We start from the raw sequence: 21,258 nt of genomic DNA, 5'->3' as shown, positions 1-21,258 counted from the left end.
ACAAGGCCGTCTCGCCGGCCGACGTACATATTCCGCCGCGGCTCAGGATACCCTAATCGGGGCGGAGGGTATTATTCATCCGATTGCCGCGCAGCGTTCAGCACGACAGATACAGCACAGGAGGCGAGTCACAGCTATGTCCGAACATCCGATTCAGGGCTTGATGCAGACTGCGATGGAAAATATCAAGGAAATGGTCGACGTTAATACGATCGTCGGCGAACCGGTACAGACGCCGGACGGCAGCGTGATATTGCCGATCAGCAAAGTGGGCTTCGGCTTCGCGGCGGGCGGCTCCGAGTTCCAGGGCATGGAGGAGCAAGGCAAGCACAAGCAAGGCCAGCAGGACGGCCACAATGCCCAGGTGCAGATGCCGTTCGGCGGCGGCAGCGGCGGCGGCGTATCGATCAGCCCGATCGCTTTTCTCGTCGTCGGCGCGCAGGGCGTCAAGGTCGTGCCGCTCGACAATCAGACGCATCTGTTCGAGCGCCTGATAGACGCTGCGCCGACCTGGGTCGACAAGCTGCAGCGCATGTTCCGGGGCGACAAAGACGAAATACTCGAAGGCCGCATCGCTTCGGTTCCGACCGATCCGGGCAGCTCCTCCCACTGATTCGACAACTTCTCCGAAGCATCAGAAACAGCGCAAGGCCGCTCCCGCCGCCGTGGCAGAGGCCTTGCGCTTCTTTTGCATGCGAACAAGTCAGTATGTATTGCCGCTCACGACACTTTAATTGTCCGGCAAAATATTCGGTATATACGGAAATGAACTTCGCTTTGCATCCCGGGCCGGAGCCTCGCGTTACAAAAATGTTCAAGCGTTCACGTCTCCTCGAAAGATATCATTCGCAATTTGCGGTCCGGGGCTCGTTCGCATAACGCCGGACATGCCCGCATACAATGGATAGACGCAACGATTGCCAAGCGGTACAGGGAGGAACCGAAATGCCAGGCATTGCCAATAGAAGAAACGCGAGGATCTGCGCGATCGCGCTGATTGCGGCCGTGATGCTGTCGCTATACACTCCGGACGGCACTGCACGCGTCAGCGCGGAGCCTTCACAGAGCAGATCTTCAGATCAGACGGCCCCGCGGCCCGCAGCCAAGCCCTCGACGCATGCCAAAGCAGCGGCATTGATCGACGTGACGAGCGGACGGCTGCTGTACAGCAGTCACGGGGACGAGCCGATGCTCATTGCCAGCACGACCAAGATCATGACGGCGATCATCGCCATCGAGCAGGGCGATCTGGACAGCCTGGTGACGGTGAGCAGCCGGGCCGCAGGCAAGGAGGGCTCCTCGATCTATCTGAAGGCCGGAGAGAAGATGAAGCTGAAGGACATGCTGTACGGTCTGATGCTGCGTTCGGGCAACGACGCGGCAGTCGCGGTCGCGGAGCATGTAGGCGGATCGCTGGAGGGCTTCGTCTACCTGATGAACGCCAAGGCGGAGGAGATTGGCATGACGCACAGCCACTTTGCCAATCCGAGCGGTCTCGATCAGAAGGGACATTATGCCAGCGCCGACGATATGGCGCGGCTCGCCGCCTATGCGCTTCATAACAAGACGTTCCGCGAGATCGTCAGCACGAAGGTCAAGACGGCGCCGAATCCGGCGGAATCGTGGGATTACCGGTGGATCAACAAAAATAAAATGCTGAATATGTACGAAGGCGCGGACGGCGTCAAGACGGGGTATACGAAGCAGGCGCTGCGGACGCTGGTCAGCTCGGCCACCCGCGACGGCCGGCAGCTGGCCGCCGTCACGCTTAACGACGGCGACGACTGGAACGATCATGCGAAGCTGCTCGATTATGGCTTCACCGCGTATCCGCTGCAGACCTTGATCGCCGCAGGCGAGTCTATAAAGGGATATCCCTTCGCGGCGGCATCCGCCTTCAGCTATCCGCTGGCCGCAGGCGAGCGGGACAAGCTCCGGACGGAGCTCATGCTGTACGGCGTCGATACGGTCGACTACAACCTGGGTTATCGCGGCAGACTCGTCTATTGGCTGGCGGACAAGCGGATCGGCGCGGTGGAGCTGCTGCCGCAGACGCCGGTCGGCGCGCCGGAGGCGCGCGGGACGACCGCGAAGCCGGCTGCGGGCGGCGGGCGCTCGCTCGGCGCCAGCCTGCGGGAGGCTTGCCGCGCATTATTGTCGATCTCATAAAGGGGGCGAGCGCATGGTCAACTGGATATGGCTCGGCATGATCGCGCTTAGCGTCGTCTTCGGGGCGGCGAACGGCCGCGTGCAGCAGGTGACGGAGGCTGCCTTCTCCGGCGCGCAGACGGGCGTGACGGTATGCTTCGGCTTGATCAGCATTCTCGTATTCTGGATGGGACTGATGAAAATTGCGGAGGTGTCCGGCATCGTGCGGCGGCTGTCGCTGCTCATGGCGCCGGTCGTGCGCTGGCTGTTCCCGGACGTGCCCAAGGATCATCCGGCGCTCGGCTACATCTTGTCCAATATGAGCGCCAATCTGCTCGGCCTCGGCAATGCCGCGACCCCGATGGGCATCCGCGCGATGCAGGAGCTGCAGAAGCTCAATGCGAATCCGGCGGTCGCGACGCCCGCCATGTGCACGCTGCTGGCGCTCAATACGGCCAGCATCACGATCGTGCCGACGACGCTGATCGCGATCCGCATGAACTTCGGCGCGGCCCACCCGGCGGACATAATCGGGCCGACGCTGCTCGCCACGGCGATCTCGACCGGTGCGGCCGTACTGGCGGACCGCTGGTACCGGCGTCGCGACCGGGTCAAGCCGCCTGCGGCACCGCCTTCGCGCTCCGCTCCGGTGAGCCGGGATCAGCCGAGGGCATCGATCTGATCTTGACGCGATCCCGATCTGACCTATCCCGCCGGACTACGGAAAGGAGCGACTAAAATGGTTGGATTTCTGAATGCGGTCTCCGCCTGGGCGATCCCGATGTTTATCGTGCTCATCCCGCTTGTCGCCGCCTTCCGCAAGGTTCCCGTCTACGAGACTTTTGTCGACGGCGCCAAGGACGGCTTTCAGACGGCGGTCGGCATCATCCCGCATCTGGTCGGCATGATGACCGCGATCAGCATGTTCCGCGCGTCCGGCGCGATGGATCTGCTCGTCGGCTGGCTCAGCCCTTTTTTCCATGCGCTCGGCATTCCCGGCGACGTGCTGCCGCTCGGCCTGCTGCGCCCGATCACGGGCGCGGGCTCGCTCGCCTTCGCCACCGACCTCATCAAGACGCACGGGCCCGACTCCATCGTCGGACGAATCGCATCCGTCATCCAGGGCAGCACGGACACGACGCTGTATGTCGTGACCGTCTACTTCGGCGCGGTCGGCATCCGCAACGCCCGTTATGCGCTCAAGGTCGGCCTCTTCTCCGACGCGGTCGGCTTCTTCGCCGCCGTCTTCGCCTGCTGGCTCCTCTTCTAATATCCCCTTCGTACCGGTTTCCAAGTTGTGCAAAGCCCGCCGTCGGAGTATGATGGGGGGTGAGGTGAACCATCAGTGGAAGAAAGATTGCAGAAAATACTCGCGAACGCCGGCGTCGCGTCGCGGCGCAAATGCGAAGAGCTGATCGCGGCCGGCAAGGTGACCGTCAACGGCGAGGTCGTGAAGGAACTCGGCGTCAAGGCCGATCCGACCAAGGACAAGATTGCGGTCAACGGCAACAAGATCAAAACCGAGAGCAAGCTTTATTTGCTGTTCAATAAACCGAAGGGCGTCATCACGAGCATGCACGACGAGAAAGGCCGCACGGTCGTGACGGACTTCCTCAAGGGCGTCAAGGAACGAGTGTACCCGGTCGGCCGCTTGGATTACGACACCGAAGGCCTGCTATTGCTCACGAACGACGGAGAGCTCGCCAATCTGCTGACCCATCCGCGCCATCACGTAGCCAAGACGTACCTGGCGACCGTCGAGCGGGTGCCGCACGGCGCTGCGCTGGACAAGCTGCAGAAGGGCATCAAGCTCGAGGACGGCATGACGGCGCCAGCCGAGATCGAGTACCACGACGTCGATCCCGAGGGCAAGCAGGCGACGATCTCGATCACGATCCGCGAAGGACGCAACCGCCAGGTCAGACGCATGTTCGAAGCGATCCATCACCCGGTTATCCGGCTCAAGCGCGTATCGTTCGGCGGGCTCTCGCTGGACAATCTGCAGCGTGGCAAATACCGGAAGCTGACCGATGGCGAGGTGCAGCAACTGCGGGATGCGGCGAAGCAGGCGGAGAGCGGCGAATAGCTTGACACCTTGCCGCCGCAGGCGTGTCACACAATGTTCAAAACCGGAGCTCGGGGCGTTTGCCCTTGAATCCGGTATTTTCGTTATAATGGTAAAAAAGGCGCCGGTGGTGACAAAGTGAAGCGTTATCGCAAACCGATCCAATATATGATACTGGCCGTCGTTCTTCTCGTCGGGGGATATGCGATTGGTCAGTCCTTTTTGACGCCCAATAAAGCGCTTAAGCCGGGCAGCGAAGCGCCGTCGTTCGAGCTGCTCGGCCTCGACGGCGCCACGCACAGCCTCGCCTCCTACAAGGGCAAGCCGCTCGTCATCAACTTCTGGGGCACGTTCTGTCCGCCCTGCAGGAACGAGATGCCCGCGATCCAGGCGCAATACGACAAGTGGAGTGACGCAGGGGCGCAGATCATCGGGATTAATCTGAGCGAGGACCGCGTCAGCGTGAACAGCTTTTTGCGGTCCTACGGCATCAGCTTCCCGGTGCTGCTGGACAAAAACAAGAAGACGGAGAAGGCCTACGGGCTGAAGGAGTATCCGACGACCTTCTTCATCAATGCGGACGGCGTGATCGAGGACATCGTCATCGGAGGTCCGATGAGCGAGGAGACGATCGAGTCGCGCATCGCCCGGCTCTTGGGCAAGGATTAGGGCTCTGACAGGAGGCAGCTAGAGTTGATACAAAATACGAAGTGCGAGTGCGGCCACCAGAACCCTGCGGGGACCGTGCTCTGCGAGTCTTGCGGCAAGCCGCTGGTGGAAGATCTGCCGCTGGACACGCCGCTGGAGATGCGATATGACGGAGCCGCGAGGCGTTCGCAGAAGCAGAACCCGGCCGTCATCGACCGCGTATGGAACTTTTTCTCGTCGGTCAAGATCGCCATCTGGCTCATCATCCTCACGCTGATCGGTTCGGCCATCGGCACGATCTATCCGCAGGAGAGCACCTTCATTAATCTGGACGAGCCCGCCAAGTATTACAAGGAAACCTACGGAACTTGGGGCACGGTGTACCAGGCGCTCGGCTTCTCCCGTACATACGAGTCCTGGTGGTTCATCGGGCTGCTCGTCATGATCGGCACGTCGCTCGTCATCTGCAGTCTCGACCGCGTGCTCCCGCTGTACAAGGCGCTGTCCAAGCAGCAGGTGCGCAAGCATATGACGTTCCTCACGCGGCAGCAGACGGTGCTGCAGATGCAGGTCGAGGGCGACGCAGGACAGTGGGTCGAGCGCTTCGCGGCGCAGCTGCGCCGCAAGCGCTACCGGGTATGGACGGAGGGCTCTGCGCTGCTGGCCGAGAAAAACCGGTTCAGCCGCTGGGGGCCGTACATCAACCATATCGGCCTGATTATTTTCCTGCTGGCCGTGCTCGGCAGAAGCGTGCCGGCCTGGCATATGGACCAGTATGTCGGCGTGGACGAGCATCAGGTCAAGCAGGTGCCCGGCACCGAGTACTACATCGGCAACGACAAGTTCACGGTCGAATATTACAAGGACGAAGAGCTGCCGGACAACCTCAAGGGTATCGCCAGGGCCAAGCTGTATCAGACGCAGGCGACGCTGTACGCATGTACGCAGTATTGCGGGGACGATCCGCTGCACGACCCCGTGCTGAAGCCGGTCGAGTCCCACGCGATCGAGGTGAACTCGCCGCTCGAGTACAAGGGCCTCAAGTTCTACCAGTTCAACTTCGAGCAGAAGATCCGCCTGATCGAGGTCAAGCCGATGCTGATCGATGCGGTGAGCGGACAGTCTTACGGCCCGTTCGACCTGAAGATGAGCGATCCGGCCGAGCAGTCGCAGGCGGGACCGTACACGCTCACGCTCAGCGACGTGTATCCGGACTTCGGCCTCGACGCCGAGGGCGCGCCGATGACCAAGTCCCGGGACTTCAACAATCCGGCGTTCGTCTTCCGCATTACGGGGCCGGATCTGGACGCCAAGGGCGAGCTGTACATCTACTTCCCGATGCCGAGCGCGGCGGACAAGGGCGTGCAGCAGCAGATCAACGACAGCTTCAAGAGGCTGGGCAGCAACTCCGGCCGCTTCAACTTCGAGGTAGGCAAAATGGAAAACGTAACGTTTTCCCAGTATACGTCCTATCTCAACGTCCGGGTGGACCGGGCGATGCCGTACGTATGGATCGGCGCGGCGATCTTCATGATCGGCGTCATCATGGGCTTGTACTGGCAGCATCGCCGCATCTGGGTTCGCATCGACGACGGACGGCTCACGCTCGGTGCGCATACGAACAAGAATACGTACGGCATCCGGGCGGACGCAGCGTCCGCACTCGCCAAATGCGGCATCCCGGTCGATCCGAAGGTGCTCGATAACAGGAGGAATACACGTTGAACCAATGGCTCGATATTAGCAGCGCCGCGTTCCAGGCGGCCTTTTACCTGTATTGCGCTTCCTTCATCAGCTACGCGATCGCGGTCGCCGGCAAGCGCTGGAGCAACCGGGAGCCCGCACTGCACAACCGCCGCTGGGGACGGATCGGCTTCGTACTCGCGGTCGTCGGCTGGGCGTGCCATCTGACCTTCTTCTTCACCCGCTGGAAGGGCGGCGGCCACATCCCGACGAGCAATATGTACGAGTTCATGACCTTCCTCGCGATGGCGATCGTATTCGCGTTCATCGTCGTGCATTCGATCTATCGCAACAACCTGCTCGGCGCGTTCGCGCTGCCGCTCGTCGTCATCATCGTCGCCTATGCGGCGGTATTCCCGTCCGAAGTGCAGCCGCTGATCCCGGCGCTCAACAGCTACTGGCTCAAGATCCACGTCACGACCGCCGCGACCGGCGAAGCTTTCTTTGCCGTCGCCTTCGCTGCCGCGCTCGTGCAGCTGCTGCGCGTCATCGACTTCAGCCGCACCGACAAGAAGGGAAGACGCGAGCAGAAATGGGTCGAGTTCGTGCTCTTTTTCATGGTCGTCATCATCGGATTCCTCGTGTCCGTGTTCGCGTTCCGCGGGGGCGGCTACGAAGCGAGCTTCCGTCAGGAGGAGGTTCATATCGACCAGCAGGGCGCCGAGCAGAGCGTCACGCAGACGGTCGAATACGGATTGCCGCCGATCGCCGCGCCGTACAACAGCGAGCAGATCTCGATGCAGCCGTATCTGGGCATCACCAAGCCGCTGTTCGAGGCCCCGTCGTGGATGAACGGCGTCAATGCCGGCCGCAAGCTCAACACCGTCATCTGGTCGGTGCTGTCCGGCGCGATCCTGTACGGGCTGCTGCGCCTGATCGCGCGCCGTCCGCTGGCCGCCGTCATCCATCCGCATCTGACCGATATCGATCCCGAGGATCTCGACGAGATCAGCTACCGCGCGATCGCGATCGGCTTCCCGGTATTCACGCTCGGGGCGCTGATCTTCGCGATGATCTGGGCGCAGATCGCCTGGTCGAGATTCTGGGGCTGGGATCCCAAGGAAGTATGGGCGCTCATCACCTGGCTGTTCTATAGCGCATACTTGCACTTAAGATTGTCGCGGGGCTGGCAGGGCACGCGCTCGGCATGGCTTGCCGTCATCGGCTTTATCGTCGTGCTGTTCACGCTGATCGGCGTCAACCTCGTCATCGCGGGCCTGCATTCCTACGCTGGCGTATAACGTATACAACGAACTGGAGAAAGGGGTCTGTCCCTATAATGAGCGCCGGAAATCGCATATTGGTCGTGGACGACGAGGAACGGATCCGCCGTCTGCTGCGGATGTATCTGGAAAAGGAAGGCTATGTCATCGAGGAGGCCGAGGACGGCGAGACCGCGCTGAAAATGGCGCTGCAGGAGGAGTACGACCTGATCGTGCTCGACCTGATGCTGCCCGGCGTCGACGGCATGGAAGTATGCTCGCGTCTGCGCCAGTCCAAGGCAACGCCCGTCATCATGCTGACGGCCAAGGGCGAGGAGGTCAACCGCGTGCAAGGCTTCGAGGCCGGGGCCGACGACTATGTCGTCAAGCCGTTCAGCCCGCGCGAGGTGATCTTCCGCATCAAGGCGATTTTGCGGCGGTCGTCCGCGACCGCGTTCCTGTCCAAAGAGATGAACACGAGCAACAACATCGTATTCCCGCATCTGATCATCGAGCATGACGCGCACCGCGTCACCGCCGGCGGCCAGGAAGTGAACCTGACGCCCAAGGAGTACGAGCTGCTGCACTATCTGGCGAGCTCCCCGGACAAGGTGTTCTCCCGCGAGGATCTGCTGAAGGACGTCTGGAACTACGACTTCTTCGGCGATCTGCGCACGGTGGACACCCATGTCAAGCGGCTGCGGGAAAAGCTGAACCGCGTATCGACCGAAGCGGCGTCGATGATCACGACCGTGTGGGGCGTCGGCTACAAGCTCGAGGTCGCCAAGTAAGCGATGGCGATCTGGAGAACTGTCGTCGGCAAGCTGTGGCTCACGATCATCCTGCTCGTCGCCGTCGTCATCTCGACGGTCGGGCTGTTCCTGCTCAAGATCGTCGACGTGACGGTCAGCGCCGATTCGCTGGCCGAGATCAAGCATCTGTTTATTTATTCGGGCGCCGTGGGCTTTTTGCTTACGACGTTCTTCGCTTTTTTTCTGCTGACGAAGATTACGCAGCCGCTGCGCGAGATGAAGCAGGCGGCCAACCGGGTCGCGCAGGGCGAATATTCGACGCGGCTCGTCGTCCGCTCCTGGGACGAGATCGGGGAGCTGGCGAACAGCTTCAACCAGATGGCGTCCGAGCTGAGCACGCTCATCCGCGACATCCAGTACGAGCGCGATCAGCTCGACAGCGTGCTCCGAAGCATGAGCGATGCGGTACTGCTGTTCGATGCGGAGGGACGCGTCAAGCTGACCAATCCCGAAGGGCGTCATCTGCTCGAGGCGTGGCGCGGACTGAAGTGGGAGGACGACAGCGGCGATCCGGTGCGGGCTTCGGTGCCCGATCCGCTGCGCGAGATCTACGATACGCAGATCGCCAGAGGCGCGACGCATACGGGCAAGATCCACGTCCAGAGCGGCGTATGGTCGGTCGTCATGACGCCGGTCGCCTCGGGCGGGGTTAATGCGGGCGGTGGCGCGGTGGCCGTGCTGCGCGATGTGACCGAGGAGTTCAGGGTGGACAAAATGCGCAAGGACTTCGTCGCGAACGTGTCGCACGAGATTCGCACGCCGGTCGCGATGGTGCAGGGCTACAGCGAGGCGCTGCTCGACGACATCGCTTCGACGCCGGAGGAGCGGCACGAGCTGGTGCAGGTCATCCACGACGAATCGCTGCGCATGGGCAGGCTCGTGAAGGACCTGCTCGATCTGGCGCGGCTCGAGGCCGGCTACATCGATATGACGATGCAGGAAGTGGATGTGAACGCGCTGCTCGCGCGCGTGCAGCGCAAGTTCTCCGCGCTGGCCAAGGAGCGGGGCATCGAATTGGTCCGATTCGGAGAGGAGGCGGAGCTGAGGCTTCATCGCGCCGATCCGGATCGTCTGGAGCAGGTGCTCACCAACCTGATGGACAATGCGCTCCGCCATACGGCGGCAGGCGCGTCGATCTCGCTCGGCGCCTGCGTGCGGCAGGACGAGACCGGCACGCAGCAGGTCGAGATTGCCGTCAGGGACGAGGGCGAGGGAATTCCCGCCGAAGACTTGCCCTACATCTTCGAGCGCTTCTACAAGGCCGACAAGGCCCGCAAGCGCGACGCCAAGGCAGGGACGGGGCTCGGACTCGCCATCGTCCGCAATCTCGTCGAGGCGCACGGCGGTACGATCCGCGTGTCGAGCACGCACGGCGAAGGCACGGAGTTCAAGCTGCTGATCCCGGTCGGAGATTGACCGCAGCTATGCTGCAACAAAATGAAGGGAGGTCCGCTTCTTGGGTAGGAGGAGCGGGCCTTTTTTTATCGGTGCAGGGCGCAGAGGGCAGAGTACGGGGAAAACGATGATCGAGGAGGTTGGACAACGATGAAGCGAATGCCTTACCAGCGCCCCACGGATTATTACGACGAACGTGTAAAGTCGGTCGACGAGCAATTATGCAAGCTGCTGCAGGAGCGCAAGCGGCTCTCGCCAGACAATCCGGGCTACCCGCCCTTCGCGTACATCGAACAATGGGCGGCGCGCTGCGGCCTGTATGACGAGCACTTGAAGGCGTTGTTCGGCCTGCTGCTGCACGAGGACACGTTCAAGCCGGCTATCGAGCCGGCGGGCTTCGTCGGATACGTCCCGATTCATCGCTCTGTCGAGCACGCGGGCTGTCTGTACACGCTGGCTGCCGCGCGGCAGTACGACAATGCGAGCGTCGTCACGCTGCATATCGACCGGCACGAGATGGACGCCCCGGATTTGCCCGCCCACTTTTGGATGAGCTATGAGCTTGAGCTTGGAGAGGGCTTCGAATGCCGCACAGATCAGGGGGGCAGCAGCGGCAGCCACGCATACTGCGATTATGTCGTCAGCCCTGCGCTGCCGGTCGATATGAGCGGTATGGCATTCGTATTCAGGCGCCGCCCCGGACCGCAAGAAAGTTGCGACCCGGCGCATCCGCCAGACCAGAACGTCGCGTTCGAAGTCTGATCGCATTAATGCCGGAACGCCAAAAAAGACCGCGCGTCCAAACGGACGGGCGGTCTTTTACATAGCGTCTGCTTTATACGAGCTGAATTTCCTTGGCCGAATTCAGGTCCGGCAGCTCCTCGAGCTGGCTCAGCACATCCTTCGGTACGGCTTTGTCGACGCCGAGCACCATGATTGCGGCGCCGCCGACGATCTTGCGTCCGACCTGCATCGTCGCGATGTTGACGCCGTTCGTGCCGAGCAGCGTGCCGACGCGTCCGATGATGCCGGGTTTGTCGTGGTGAGAGATCAGGACGAGATGACCCTGCGACTCGACGTCAACCGGGTACTTGTCGATCTGCGTGATGCGCGGTCCGAAGCCGTTGAGCAGGGCGCCTGCGGCGGACCGCTCCTCGCGTCCTGTCTTCAGCGTCACCGTCACCAGGTTGGTGAAGCCCTTCGCGGCCTGGGACTGGGTGACGACGATGTTGACTTCGCGCATCTTGGCCAGGTGCATCGCGTTAACCGCGTTCACCTGATCGGAGCCGAGATGATGCGCGAGCACGCCCTGGACGATCTGCCGCGTCAGCGGCGCCGTGTCCACGTCGGCCAGCTCGCCGGCGTAGGCGACGTTGATCTCCTTGACCGGTCCGTCCGTGATCTGGGCGGCGAAGCTGCCGAGCTTGCGCCCGAGGGTGAAGTACGGCTCGAGCTTCGCGAGCACGTCTCCCGGCACCGGAGGCATGTTGACTGCGTTTTTGTACGGCTCGCCTCTCAGGATATGCAGCAGCTGCTCGGATACGTCGATCGCGACGTTTTCCTGCGCCTCGACGGTAGAAGCGCCAAGGTGGGGGGTGACGATCACCTTGGGATGCTTCAGGAACGGATGATCGGCTGCAGGCGGCTCCTCCTCGAACACGTCGAAGGCGGCGCCGGCTACGCGCCCGGCATCGATCGCCTCGATCAGCGCCTGCTCGTCGATGATGCCGCCGCGCGCGCAATTGACGATCCGTACGCCCGGCTTGATGACCTCGAACTGCGCTCTGCCGATCATATGACGCGTCTCAGGCGTGAGCGGGGTGTGTACGGTGATGAAGTCGGCGCCGCGGACGACATCGTCGACGCTGGCGAGCGTCACGCCGAGCTTGTCGGCGCGCTCCTCGGTCAGGAACGGATCGTAGCCGAGCACCTTCATGCCGAACGCCTTGGCCCTTGCGGCCACCTCGCTGCCGATACGTCCCATGCCGAGCACGCCGAGCGTCTTGTTGCGCAGCTCGACGCCGACGAACGACTTGCGGTCCCATTGGCCGCCGATCGTCTTGGCGTAGGCTTGAGGGATATGGCGGGCGAGCGCCATCATCATCGCGAACGTATGCTCGCAGGTGGTGATCGTATTGCCGTCCGGCGCATTGATGACGACGATGCCGCGCTTCGTGGCGGCGTCCAGATCGATATTGTCCACGCCGACGCCGGCGCGGCCGATGACCTTGAGCTGCTTGCCGGCGGTCATGATGCGGTCCGTGACGCGCGTCTGGCTGCGCACGAGCAGCGCGTCGTATTCGCCGATGATGGCGACCAGCTCGTCTTCGGACAGACCGGTTTTCTTATCGATGGAGATGTCGCTCGCCTCGACGAGGAGCGAGATGCCCAGATCGCTGATCGGATCCGATACCAACACTTTAAACATAGTAATCCCCCTGTACTACGAAGTGATGAATATATAGAAAACACCCTAAAACCCCCGCGGCCCGAACGGACCAACAGCGTTTTGAGGGTGATCTCGTAAAAGCGGCGATTCTTATTGTAAAGCAATGGGACTTGCAATTGCAATGGAAAATGTGGAACAATTGTCGCCGGCCGGCGTAATATCACGTATCCGACGAGAAAAACGGGAGCATCGGCAGCAGTTCTTTGGCATAATAACGCGAACGCAGCGAGAGATAGTCGCCGCTGCGGATCGCGCCGGTTCCCATCAGCATATCGACCGTCGAACGGACCGTTTTTTGCTTCATCTTGTCCGCCTGGCCCGAATTGATGAATTGATCGATGCGCGCCGTCAGATCCTGCGGCAGATAGTCGTAATCCGAGCGGTTTTTGAACATGTACTGCGCGGCTATCGCGTTTTTGACGAGCAGCGGGAGCTTGGACCACTCGGAATTCGGCAGTACGTTCGGCAGCTCGTAATTGTCCGGCAACGACAGATTGACGGTGGCGCCCCATTTGAGCATCGCGTTGTAATATTGGCTCTGGGCGAGCAGCGTCAGCCGGATGCCTTCGCTGAAGTAAGCGTTCTTGGATACCGCCGCGATCGCGGACGCGGAGGAGCCGTCGTTGACTTTGGCGGCCATCTCGCCCAGCGAGTTTTCGAACAGCTTCAGGCTTTTCAAGTAATTGTTTTGCGCGTTCATGAGCAGCGGAGACACGCTCGAGACGGCAGTGACTTTGGATTCTTCGTACTTGGCCGCGGCGAGCTTCGCGAGCTCCTTGAGCGATGCCGAACGGTCCGCGGTATCGTCGGAGAGCCAGCGGGTGCGGGCGGCGGACCATTCGGCCATCCATTCACGATGAGGTAAAAATACGTTATGATAGAAGGATACGAGATCCTGCTGCGTATAAGCGTTGGGTGATGTGACCGTCCTGGCCTCCATTGTCGGGGACGGCTTCGCGTACAGCGCCTCGGTGCGCTGCGTGCCTACTTTGACGCCGCTGAAGAAGGCGGCGATCGCGACGATCAGCAGAAACAAAAATCCGAGCGCGAACAACAGATCCGTTCTAGAGAGACGCTTTTCCATGGGTGACTCCTCGCAAATATCGACATGAATAGAACAAGTATAAGGAAATTATTAGCATACGTACATATCAAAAATTTACATCAAACGAGGTAACATGCGTAAATTCGACATCAAAAAAATTAAACTTAGAAAAGTGACTGTAGACGAGCTTAGCGATCGCGGACTTTTGATCAATTTATACGCCACACAGACGCTTACCCTCATTATCGGATTGGCGTGGATTTTTTTTCAGGGGCAGAATATTTTGGCATTATTGCACATGCCGAGGGATTGGTCGTTTTTATATTGGGGCGCGGGGACCGCTGCTGCCGTAATTGCCGTCGACATCGGCATTTCCCGCTGGATTCCGGACGATGCCAAGGATGACGGCGGGGTCAACGAACGTATTTTCCGCGCCCGTCCGCTGTGGCATATCGCGCTGCTATGTGCGGTCGTCGGTTTTTGCGAGGAGCTGCTTTTCAGAGGGGCCTTACAGCATGCATTCGGTCCGTATTGGACGAGCATCATATTCGCGGCGATCCACGTCCGGTACTTGCGGCACTGGATTCCGACCGGACTCGTATTTGCCATCAGCTACGGCCTTGGATTGCTGATGTCGCATACGGGCACGATATGGGCGCCGATCGTCGCTCACTTTCTGGTAGATCTCGTGATGGGCATCATTATCCGCTATCGGAGGGAGCAGCCATGAGCGAGCAGCAGTCCCCGACCGCCTGGGACAAGTTTGTTGCCGCGAAGCGTCGCGCGCTATCGCCGGACGATGAGCAGCCCGCGGCGTCAGGGCCCATGTCGATCGACGAGCTGGAGCGGGCGATCGCCGAAGCGGCGGCGGCATCGGGGATGCCGGAGACAGGGATGCCGCCGCGCGCGGTCGTTCACCCTTCGCTTCGCAAGAGCTACAGCAAGTGGTTTTACCGTACGCTGCTCGTTTTGTTTGCCGGACTGGTCGGTTTTTTGATCTGGTGGGGGTATGAGCATTATTCCATCTGAGAATTGAAAAAGCCCGACGCTCGGCCGCACTGCGGCGCCGATGCGGCGGGCTTTTTGCATGTTAGGAAGTCGTTTGGATAGCGTCGGGATCGACGAAGGCATAGCCCTTGTCCTCGAGCGTCGTGAGCAGCCTGTCCAGCGCTTCGCCCGTCCAGGACAGCTCGTGCATCAGGATATTGCTCCCGGGATGCAGCTGCTTCAGCACGTTGTCGATGATCGCTTGCGGCTTGTCTTTTATTTTCGTGCCGCTCATCGTCCAATCAAGCGACCCGTTCGACCAGGTCATGAACAGCAAGCCGTTGTCGGCCGCGATCTTGTGTACGTCCGCGTTGGCAGAAGCGTTCGGAGGTCGGAAAAAAACAGGCTTTTTGCCGATCGTCGCCTCGACAATCTGTTGCACCTTGCCGATTTGCTCTTTGATTTTGTCCGCCTTCTCCTTGCCCAGCTGAATGTGGTCGTACGAATGATTGCCGACGATATGGCCGCGTTTGTCGATTTCCTGGAGCAGCTCGGGATGCGCCTTGACCCGATAGCCGTTCACGAAAAAAATGGCCTTGGCGTGATGCTTGTCCAGCGTGTCGAGTATCGGGGCGAGCGTTTTCTCGTCTTTGGGGCCGTCGTCGAACGTCAGCAGGACGACCTTGTCGTTGCCCGATGCTTTGTCGACAGGCACGATGTCGTAATTTTTGTTCATCTTGTAGTTTTTGGCGACTGCTTCGCCGGTCGCAGTCGCTTCAGGCGAAGCAGACGGGGAGACGGTCGGCGATGGGGCCACGGTAGGCGCGGCTGAGGGCGATGAAGGCAGCGATGCCGAAGACGAGGCCGTAGCCGAGACGACGGGCGCCCGGGACGAGGCGCCTTGATTGGCCCCGTCGCCGCTGCATGCGGACAGCGCTGCTGCGAGCGTACAGGCGGCTGCGAAGCCGCCGGCTTTTTTGATCATAGCGATTACATCCTTTCAGCGGTACTAAAGCTTATCAGATTGTACCATACCCAAGGAAGCGCGCGGTCAATCTTCTTCCTTTATTTAAGCCGGATGCGAGGGGCGGAGAAGGCCTACAATAACGAGGGAACGCACAACACATATTGATCGCATACGAACGGAGGGCGGCAGCAATGAAAATGGGTGCATTTGTCATGGGCGGTATCGTCGGAGCCGCGCTGACGGTCGCGATTCGCCGCAGTCCGAAATGGTCGATGGCTGCGAGCATGATCGGCCACGAAATCAAAAATCGCTCCTTCGGCAAAAAAGAAGGCGCGATCGGCAAAATGTTCGATATGCGCTTCGGCTCGGACAGATCCGAACGCAAGCATGCTGCCGGCGCCAAGTCCGCGGCCGAATCGTCTTCCGACGCCAAAGCCAAAGGATTCGGCGACATCGCGCATCTGATCTCCCAGGATGCGGATGTGCGCGAAGACGTGAACGAGATTTTGAGCGAAAACGGACAGCACCGGATCTGAACGATCCAGGCTGGCGGCCCGCGCATCTTCGGACAGAAGACGCCGGGCCGTTTTTGTTTCGCTTACATATAACGGAGCTTGCGGAAGATGCGAGTTTAACTGAAATTTGTGGGTTTTGGCTAGTGCATTTCAAGGGTAGAAGTGATAACATATGTTAAAGCACAAATTACACACCTGTCGCCCGTTGCGTCATACGCTGTTATCACCCATCGTGTGCAGAAGGGAGGATCCTGTCATGAGGATGGAGCGGCTTAGCCAAGACAAGATTAGGATTTTCCTTACCTTTGACGATCTGTCTGAACGCGGGATCCAGAAGGAAGACATGTGGCGGGAAATTCCGAAAGTACATGAGCTCTTCAGCGAGATGATGGACCAGGCTTACAGCGAACTCGGCTTCGACGCCTCAGGGCCGCTTGCCGTCGAAGTGTTCGCCATGCCGGCGCAAGGCATGGTCGTCATCGTCACGCGGGGCAAGACCGAGCGAAGCTCCGACGCAGGCGCGGAGGAAGAGCTTGACGAAGAAGTGTACGAAATGGAAGTCACGCTTGAGCAGAGCGAAGCCATCATATATCGGTTCCGGGATATCGAGGATGCGATCGGCGCGGCCAAGATGCTGAGATCGCACATTACGGACGAGGGCCGAATGTACAAATACCAAAACAACTGGATACTGTGCTTCGATCCGTCAACCGGGGAAAACGCGAACGACAATGCGCTCATCGCGCTGCTCGCCGAGTTCGGCGAGGCAACTTCGGTGACGCCTGCCGTTCTCGAGGAGTACGGCCAGTTGGTTATACCTGCCAATGCCGTTCAAGTACTGACGGAGCACTTCGCCTGATCGGGCGTTCTCAGACGGACACGCTGCATAAAAACGTCCAACGTTTTTTATGCGGCTGTCCTTTTTTTGCGCCCGCGCCGTCAGCCGGCATGTGCGATTCCATAACGGAGGGAAGGAGGGGGTCGACTTGCTGATCCTGTCGGTACTGGCTGCCGCCGTCGCGCCGGGCCTTGCGCTGCTGTCTTATTTTTATTGGAAGGACCGCTACGATACGGAACCGCTGTCGATGGTCGCCAAAATGTTCGTAACCGGTGCGCTGATCGTGCTGCCGATTATGATCGTGCAGCGGGGGCTGATGATCTGGCTTGGCGAATCTCCCTTTGCCTTTTCGTTCGTCGTATCGGCAGGGGTAGAGGAGCTGTTCAAGTGGTTTGTGCTGTACCATATCGTATTCAATCACACGGAGTTCGACGAGCCCTATGACGGCATCGTCTACGCGACGGCCGTCTCGCTCGGATTTGCCACCATCGAAAATGTAATGTATGCCTTTGCCGAGCCTTCCACGTTCGGCACCTTGCTCGTCAGGGCGCTGCTGCCCGTATCCGGACATGCCCTGTTCGGCGTCGTGATGGGTTATTTTATGGGCAAGGCGAAGTTCGCGTCCGGCAAGCAAGCCCGGCTGTTCCAGGCGATGGCGTTCGTGCTTCCGATTGCGTGGCACGGTATTTACGATTTTCTGATGCAATCTTTGCCTCGCACTTGGATGTGGATTATTGTACCTTTCATGTTTTTGCTTTGGTTCAGAGGTATCCGATACGTTCAGAGCGCGAACGCCGTCTCGCCTTTTCGTCTGCTGCACCGGGAGGAAGGCGGTTAGATTCCGTATAAATGGGCGATACTGGGATTTAAACCGTCTCAGGGAGTGAACAGCGTTTGAACAGCACGCGCGTCAAGGTGACGATCAGATGCAGAGCCTGCGGCGAGAAGTTCATACTGCGCGGCAGACGCGAACGGGGCAAGATCGACACCGGCTTCAGGCAATGCATATGCGGCAATGCCGAAAGGTTCGATATGGAAGAAACTTGCGATGCATAAAGGCGGCTCCTCATACCCACACTAACGGCAATCCGTAGTCTGGGAATGAAAGGGGCCGTTTTTTATGTATAAACGTTTAAGCGCAGTGATGTTTCCCCTGTGCGCGCTGCTGTTCGCGGGCGCGATTTTCTGGGGTTACCAGGAGCACCAGGAAAAAAACGCCGTGCTGATCAAGGCGGAAAATCAATATCAGCGCGCTTTCCACGATCTCACGAATCATATGAACAGCCTGCAGGAGCAGCTGGGCAAGACGCTGGCGGTAAACGGCGCTTCGTACCGGATGCAGCGCAAGGGACTGGTCAACGTATGGCGGCTGACGAGCCAGGCGCAAAATGAAGTGAATCAATTGCCGCTGGCGCTGCTGCCTTTCAACAAGGCGGAAAACTTTTTATCGCGCATCTCCGATTTTGCCTATCGCACTTCGGTGCGGGATCTCACCAAGGAACCGCTAACCGAGCAGGAGGCGCAAACGATCCAGTCGCTGTACGCGAAGGCCGCCGACATCAACAAGGAGCTTGGCAAGGTGCAGGACGCCGTACTGTCCGACCATCTGCGATGGATGGACGTCGAAGTGGCCATGTCGAGCGCGGATCAGACAGCCGACAATTCCATCATCGACGGATTCAAGACTGTCGACAAGAAGGTATCCTCGTATCCCGAGAACGATTGGGGACCGTCGAACGTCTCCGCGGATTTGCAGCGGGCGCACGGCAATGCGTCGGGGCCCAAGATCAGCGCCGAGGAGGCGCGGCAGAAGGCGGCGGAATTCCTCGGGATAAAAGCGATGTCCGGCACGAGAGAAATTAAAATTACCGAAAACGGCACAAAGACGGATCACCCGACCTATACTGCGGTCGTCAGCACGGCCTCCCGTTCGCAAAAAAAGGGCGAAGCGCAAACGATCCAGATGGATTTTACGGCAAAGGGCGGCAAGCTGCTGTGGTTCATGAATCCCCGCATCGTCAAAACGCGCAGCTTCAATGTAGGAGCGGCAAAGGAGAAGGCGATTCAGTTTCTGAAGGATAAGGGCTACACAGCGATGACTCCTGTGACGTACGACGAATACGATCATGTCTCGGTATTCACCTTCGTGGCCGAAAAGGACGGCGTCCTGATATACCCCGACAAGGTGACGGTGCGAATCGCGCTCGATAACGGCGAAGCCGTCGGCCTGCAGGCGGCGGACCATGTCTACCGCGAGGCCGGCATTGCGGTCGGCAAGCCTGCGATCGAAGAAGCCAAAGCCAGATCGGTGCTCCATCCGAAATTCGAGATGAAGGCACATCGGCTGGCCGTCATCGAAAACGATGAAAAGAAAGACGTGCTGTGCCACGAATACACGGGAAAAATCAACGGCTCGCAATATCGGATCTACGTAAATGCAAACACGGGAATCGAGGAGAAGATCGAACAAATCCCCGATTCGGCAAAAGCGATACTATAGCACGGCAAGAGAGCCGCCCCGCGAGCAAAAGCGAAGGGCGGCTTGTCCATTTTTGCTGAAATGGCATCTGCCGCCGGACAAATGATCGTGATATAATGCAAGAGCAAAATAAACGGTTGGTTCGATCTGCAATATTCCGACATCATTCCCGCAGTCGCATGGAGGTGCAGCGTGCTCCCCAAGATAGGTCAAATGCTCTACATACAGCCCCATGCCATGCCATCCGAACCGGGTTCACCCGGCATGCTCAGGTCCCGTGTCACCGACGCCGACGACCTGTTCTTTTATGTCGATATTCCGATGGACGAGCAGACCCGCAGGCTGCACAGGACGCAGCCGGGGGACGAGCTTAGAATCACCTACTTTACGGCGGAGGGCGTCAAGCATCAATTCGTCGCCCATGTGCACGCGATGCGCAAGGACAGCATCAGCCAGCTGGTCGTCCCCAAGCCGAATCCGGACGATATTTCCAGAGAGCAGCGCAGAAGCTTCCTCCGTGTAGAAGCCCAGCTCGAGATCGCGGTCAGACTCGGAGAGAAGGTCCGGTTCACGGCCTTGACGGACGATGTGGGCGGGGGCGGGGTATCGTTCCGCTGCGACCGCAAATGGCCGATCGCTCCGAATATTAAATTGAGCTGCTGGTTACTCTTGAATTATAAATCGGGCGCCGTCTCGCACGCGCAATTCGATGCCGAGATCGTCAGAATCGTGCCCGTGGAGCCTCATCACAATCTGGCCATGCTGCGGTTCATGGACATTCAGGATGCCGACCAGCAGAAAATTATCCGGTATTGCTTCGAAAAGCAGCTGGAGCGGCGCAAAGATTAGCGGAGAAAGGGATCCTGTAGCCTTGGCGGAAAACAAAAATCAAGCGCAGCAAGGGCGCGAAGGCTGGATAGACCGCGCCGACAGGTATTTGCGGATGGCGGCGGTCGGAGGCGCCATTCTGCTCATATTGTCCCAGCTTATCCTGCGGGTGCCTGCCATCCGTCATGCCCTCGTTCCGACCGAGCGGTATGAAGGCATCTCCTACAGCACCGGATAGACCTCGGTCTATCCGGCTTGCTTTTTTGCATATGCCTATGCGCTGTGGTATAATTTGTTCATTCATGCGCAGGCGTAATATGCGCTACTTTTCTCGAGTAACCATGCAGAACGCGCCCCTCTTCTCCTGACGGGTTCGCCCGAGGGGACGGACACCGAGGTTCGTGCGCGCTAGGAGGCTTGCAGTTTCTTCATGAATGTAACCTATCAGCACCGCATCAATATCGCGATCGACGGACCCGCAGGCGCGGGCAAGAGCACGGTCGCGAGGTTGGTCGCAGGCAAGCTTCAGTACGTATATGTGGATACCGGCGCGATGTACCGCGCCGTTACCGTCGTTGCGCTGGAGCGGGGCATCCCGATCGAAGACGACGCACGGCTCGGCGAGCTGGCCGCGGCGCTGGACATCTCGCTGCTGCCAGGCGACGGCGGACAGATCGTGCTTGCGGACGGCGACGACGTGACGGAGGTCATCCGGAGCCGAGAGGTGACGCTGTCGGTATCGCGCGTCTCGGCATGCGCAGCCGTCCGCCAACGCATGTCGGAGCTGCAGCGGCGGATGGCCGCCGCCAAGGGCATCGTGATGGACGGCCGGGATATCGGCACGCATGTGCTGCCGGATGCCGAGCTCAAGATATTTCTGACCGCCTCTCCCGCGGAGCGGGCGAGGCGCAGATATCTGGAGCTCGGAGACGACCCCGGCGTCACGCTCGAACAGCTCGAGCGGGAGATCTCGCAGCGCGACCGCATGGACAGCGAGCGCGAGATTGCGCCGCTTCGCCAGGCTGCGGACGCGGTGCTGATCGATTCGACGGGCCTCACGATCGAACAGATTGTGGGCGAGATCGTATCGCGCGCCGATCAAGCGTCACAGACGACCGCTGCGAGGGAGAATTGACC

The 21,258-nt window shown here is 59.8% G+C and carries 24 protein-coding genes; 21 read left to right on the top strand and 3 right to left on the bottom strand.

Going from position 1 to position 21,258, the window contains the following annotated elements:
* Positions 1–136 precede the first annotated feature (136 nt).
* The 11 genes from ytfJ to VQ071_RS09960 all read left to right on the top strand — a co-directional run bounded on the left by ytfJ (position 137) and on the right by VQ071_RS09960 (position 10,775).
* The gene (ytfJ, locus tag VQ071_RS10010; protein WP_340513845.1) at positions 137–613 is read left to right on the top strand and encodes a GerW family sporulation protein; all 477 of its coding nucleotides are present in this window, start codon (positions 137–139) and stop codon (positions 611–613) included.
* Positions 614–945: 332 nt separating this feature from the next.
* Entirely contained in the window at positions 946–2,169 is a 1,224-nt protein-coding gene (locus VQ071_RS10005; protein WP_340513844.1) for a D-alanyl-D-alanine carboxypeptidase family protein, read from the top strand.
* 13 nt (positions 2,170–2,182) lie between these two features.
* Positions 2,183–2,830 (top strand): nucleoside recognition domain-containing protein, encoded by a 648-nt coding sequence (locus tag VQ071_RS10000; protein WP_340513843.1) that lies wholly within the window; start codon positions 2,183–2,185, stop codon positions 2,828–2,830.
* Between the two features lie 57 nt (positions 2,831–2,887).
* Positions 2,888–3,418 (top strand): spore maturation protein, encoded by a 531-nt coding sequence (locus VQ071_RS09995; protein WP_340513842.1) that lies wholly within the window; start codon positions 2,888–2,890, stop codon positions 3,416–3,418.
* 75 nt (positions 3,419–3,493) lie between these two features.
* Positions 3,494–4,234 carry a pseudouridine synthase gene (locus VQ071_RS09990; RefSeq protein WP_340513841.1) on the top strand — a complete coding sequence of 247 codons (741 nt, stop codon included), beginning with the start codon at positions 3,494–3,496 and terminating at the stop codon, positions 4,232–4,234.
* Between the two features lie 117 nt (positions 4,235–4,351).
* Positions 4,352–4,882 carry a redoxin domain-containing protein gene (locus VQ071_RS09985; protein ID WP_340513840.1) on the top strand — a complete coding sequence of 177 codons (531 nt, stop codon included), beginning with the start codon at positions 4,352–4,354 and terminating at the stop codon, positions 4,880–4,882.
* A gap of 24 nt (positions 4,883–4,906) precedes the next feature.
* Positions 4,907–6,586: a cytochrome c biogenesis protein ResB gene (gene resB / locus VQ071_RS09980; RefSeq protein ID WP_340513839.1), complete on the top strand. Its 1,680-nt coding sequence runs from the start codon at positions 4,907–4,909 to the stop codon at positions 6,584–6,586.
* Positions 6,583–7,845: a cytochrome c biogenesis protein CcsA gene (gene ccsA, locus VQ071_RS09975; protein WP_340513838.1), complete on the top strand. Its 1,263-nt coding sequence runs from the start codon at positions 6,583–6,585 to the stop codon at positions 7,843–7,845. Before resB ends, ccsA begins: the two co-directional genes overlap by 4 nt.
* A 35-nt stretch (positions 7,846–7,880) precedes the next feature.
* Complete coding sequence (locus VQ071_RS09970; RefSeq protein ID WP_340513977.1) at positions 7,881–8,597, top strand: response regulator transcription factor; 717 nt, start codon at positions 7,881–7,883, stop codon at positions 8,595–8,597.
* A gap of 3 nt (positions 8,598–8,600) precedes the next feature.
* Positions 8,601–10,034 carry a sensor histidine kinase gene (locus tag VQ071_RS09965; protein ID WP_340513837.1) on the top strand — a complete coding sequence of 478 codons (1,434 nt, stop codon included), beginning with the start codon at positions 8,601–8,603 and terminating at the stop codon, positions 10,032–10,034.
* A 129-nt stretch (positions 10,035–10,163) separates the two neighbouring features.
* Positions 10,164–10,775, top strand: a complete 612-nt coding sequence (locus tag VQ071_RS09960; RefSeq protein ID WP_340513836.1) for a hypothetical protein — start codon at positions 10,164–10,166, stop codon at positions 10,773–10,775.
* A gap of 73 nt (positions 10,776–10,848) precedes the next feature.
* On the opposite strand, the gene serA is transcribed toward VQ071_RS09960, so the two are convergent.
* Positions 10,849–12,441: a phosphoglycerate dehydrogenase gene (gene serA, locus VQ071_RS09955; RefSeq protein ID WP_340513835.1), complete on the bottom strand. Its 1,593-nt coding sequence runs from the start codon at positions 12,439–12,441 to the stop codon at positions 10,849–10,851.
* A 181-nt stretch (positions 12,442–12,622) separates the two neighbouring features.
* Positions 12,623–13,546, bottom strand: coding sequence for a hypothetical protein (locus VQ071_RS09950; RefSeq protein WP_340513834.1), 924 nt, complete (start codon positions 13,544–13,546; stop codon positions 12,623–12,625).
* A gap of 244 nt (positions 13,547–13,790) precedes the next feature.
* On the opposite strand from VQ071_RS09950, the gene VQ071_RS09945 reads away from it, so the two are divergent.
* The gene (locus VQ071_RS09945; RefSeq protein ID WP_340513833.1) at positions 13,791–14,237 is read left to right on the top strand and encodes a CPBP family intramembrane glutamic endopeptidase; all 447 of its coding nucleotides are present in this window, start codon (positions 13,791–13,793) and stop codon (positions 14,235–14,237) included.
* Positions 14,234–14,536, top strand: coding sequence for a hypothetical protein (locus VQ071_RS09940; RefSeq protein WP_340513832.1), 303 nt, complete (start codon positions 14,234–14,236; stop codon positions 14,534–14,536). The genes VQ071_RS09945 and VQ071_RS09940 overlap by 4 nt, the downstream gene beginning before the upstream one ends.
* Positions 14,537–14,597: 61 nt before the next feature.
* Here the strand turns inward: VQ071_RS09940 and VQ071_RS09935 are convergent, their stop codons facing one another.
* Positions 14,598–15,479 (bottom strand): polysaccharide deacetylase family protein, encoded by an 882-nt coding sequence (locus tag VQ071_RS09935; protein WP_340513831.1) that lies wholly within the window; start codon positions 15,477–15,479, stop codon positions 14,598–14,600.
* A 173-nt stretch (positions 15,480–15,652) separates the two neighbouring features.
* On the opposite strand from VQ071_RS09935, the gene VQ071_RS09930 reads away from it, so the two are divergent.
* The 8 genes from VQ071_RS09930 to cmk all read left to right on the top strand — a co-directional run bounded on the left by VQ071_RS09930 (position 15,653) and on the right by cmk (position 21,256).
* On the top strand, positions 15,653–15,997 hold the full coding sequence (locus VQ071_RS09930; RefSeq protein ID WP_340513830.1) for a hypothetical protein: 345 nt from the start codon (positions 15,653–15,655) through the stop codon (positions 15,995–15,997).
* A 235-nt stretch (positions 15,998–16,232) separates the two neighbouring features.
* Positions 16,233–16,835 carry a genetic competence negative regulator gene (locus VQ071_RS09925; RefSeq protein WP_340513829.1) on the top strand — a complete coding sequence of 201 codons (603 nt, stop codon included), beginning with the start codon at positions 16,233–16,235 and terminating at the stop codon, positions 16,833–16,835.
* Positions 16,836–16,962: 127 nt separating this feature from the next.
* Positions 16,963–17,652 carry a glutamic-type intramembrane protease PrsW gene (prsW, locus tag VQ071_RS09920; protein ID WP_340513828.1) on the top strand — a complete coding sequence of 230 codons (690 nt, stop codon included), beginning with the start codon at positions 16,963–16,965 and terminating at the stop codon, positions 17,650–17,652.
* A gap of 56 nt (positions 17,653–17,708) precedes the next feature.
* On the top strand, positions 17,709–17,870 hold the full coding sequence (locus VQ071_RS09915) for a hypothetical protein (protein ID WP_340513827.1): 162 nt from the start codon (positions 17,709–17,711) through the stop codon (positions 17,868–17,870).
* Between the two features lie 64 nt (positions 17,871–17,934).
* Positions 17,935–19,314, top strand: a complete 1,380-nt coding sequence (gene ypeB / locus VQ071_RS09910; protein ID WP_340513826.1) for a germination protein YpeB — start codon at positions 17,935–17,937, stop codon at positions 19,312–19,314.
* Positions 19,315–19,506: 192 nt separating this feature from the next.
* Positions 19,507–20,142 (top strand): flagellar brake protein, encoded by a 636-nt coding sequence (locus VQ071_RS09905; protein WP_340513976.1) that lies wholly within the window; start codon positions 19,507–19,509, stop codon positions 20,140–20,142.
* Positions 20,143–20,164: 22 nt separating this feature from the next.
* Entirely contained in the window at positions 20,165–20,359 is a 195-nt protein-coding gene (locus tag VQ071_RS09900; protein WP_340513825.1) for a hypothetical protein, read from the top strand.
* A gap of 192 nt (positions 20,360–20,551) precedes the next feature.
* Positions 20,552–21,256: a (d)CMP kinase gene (gene cmk, locus VQ071_RS09895; protein WP_340513823.1), complete on the top strand. Its 705-nt coding sequence runs from the start codon at positions 20,552–20,554 to the stop codon at positions 21,254–21,256.
* Positions 21,257–21,258: the final 2 nt, after the last annotated feature.

The sequence above is a fragment of the Cohnella sp. 56 genome (assembly GCF_037963805.1).
Lineage (GTDB): Bacteria > Bacillota > Bacilli > Paenibacillales > Paenibacillaceae > Cohnella.
This window is presented reverse-complemented; position numbering and strand designations above follow the sequence as displayed.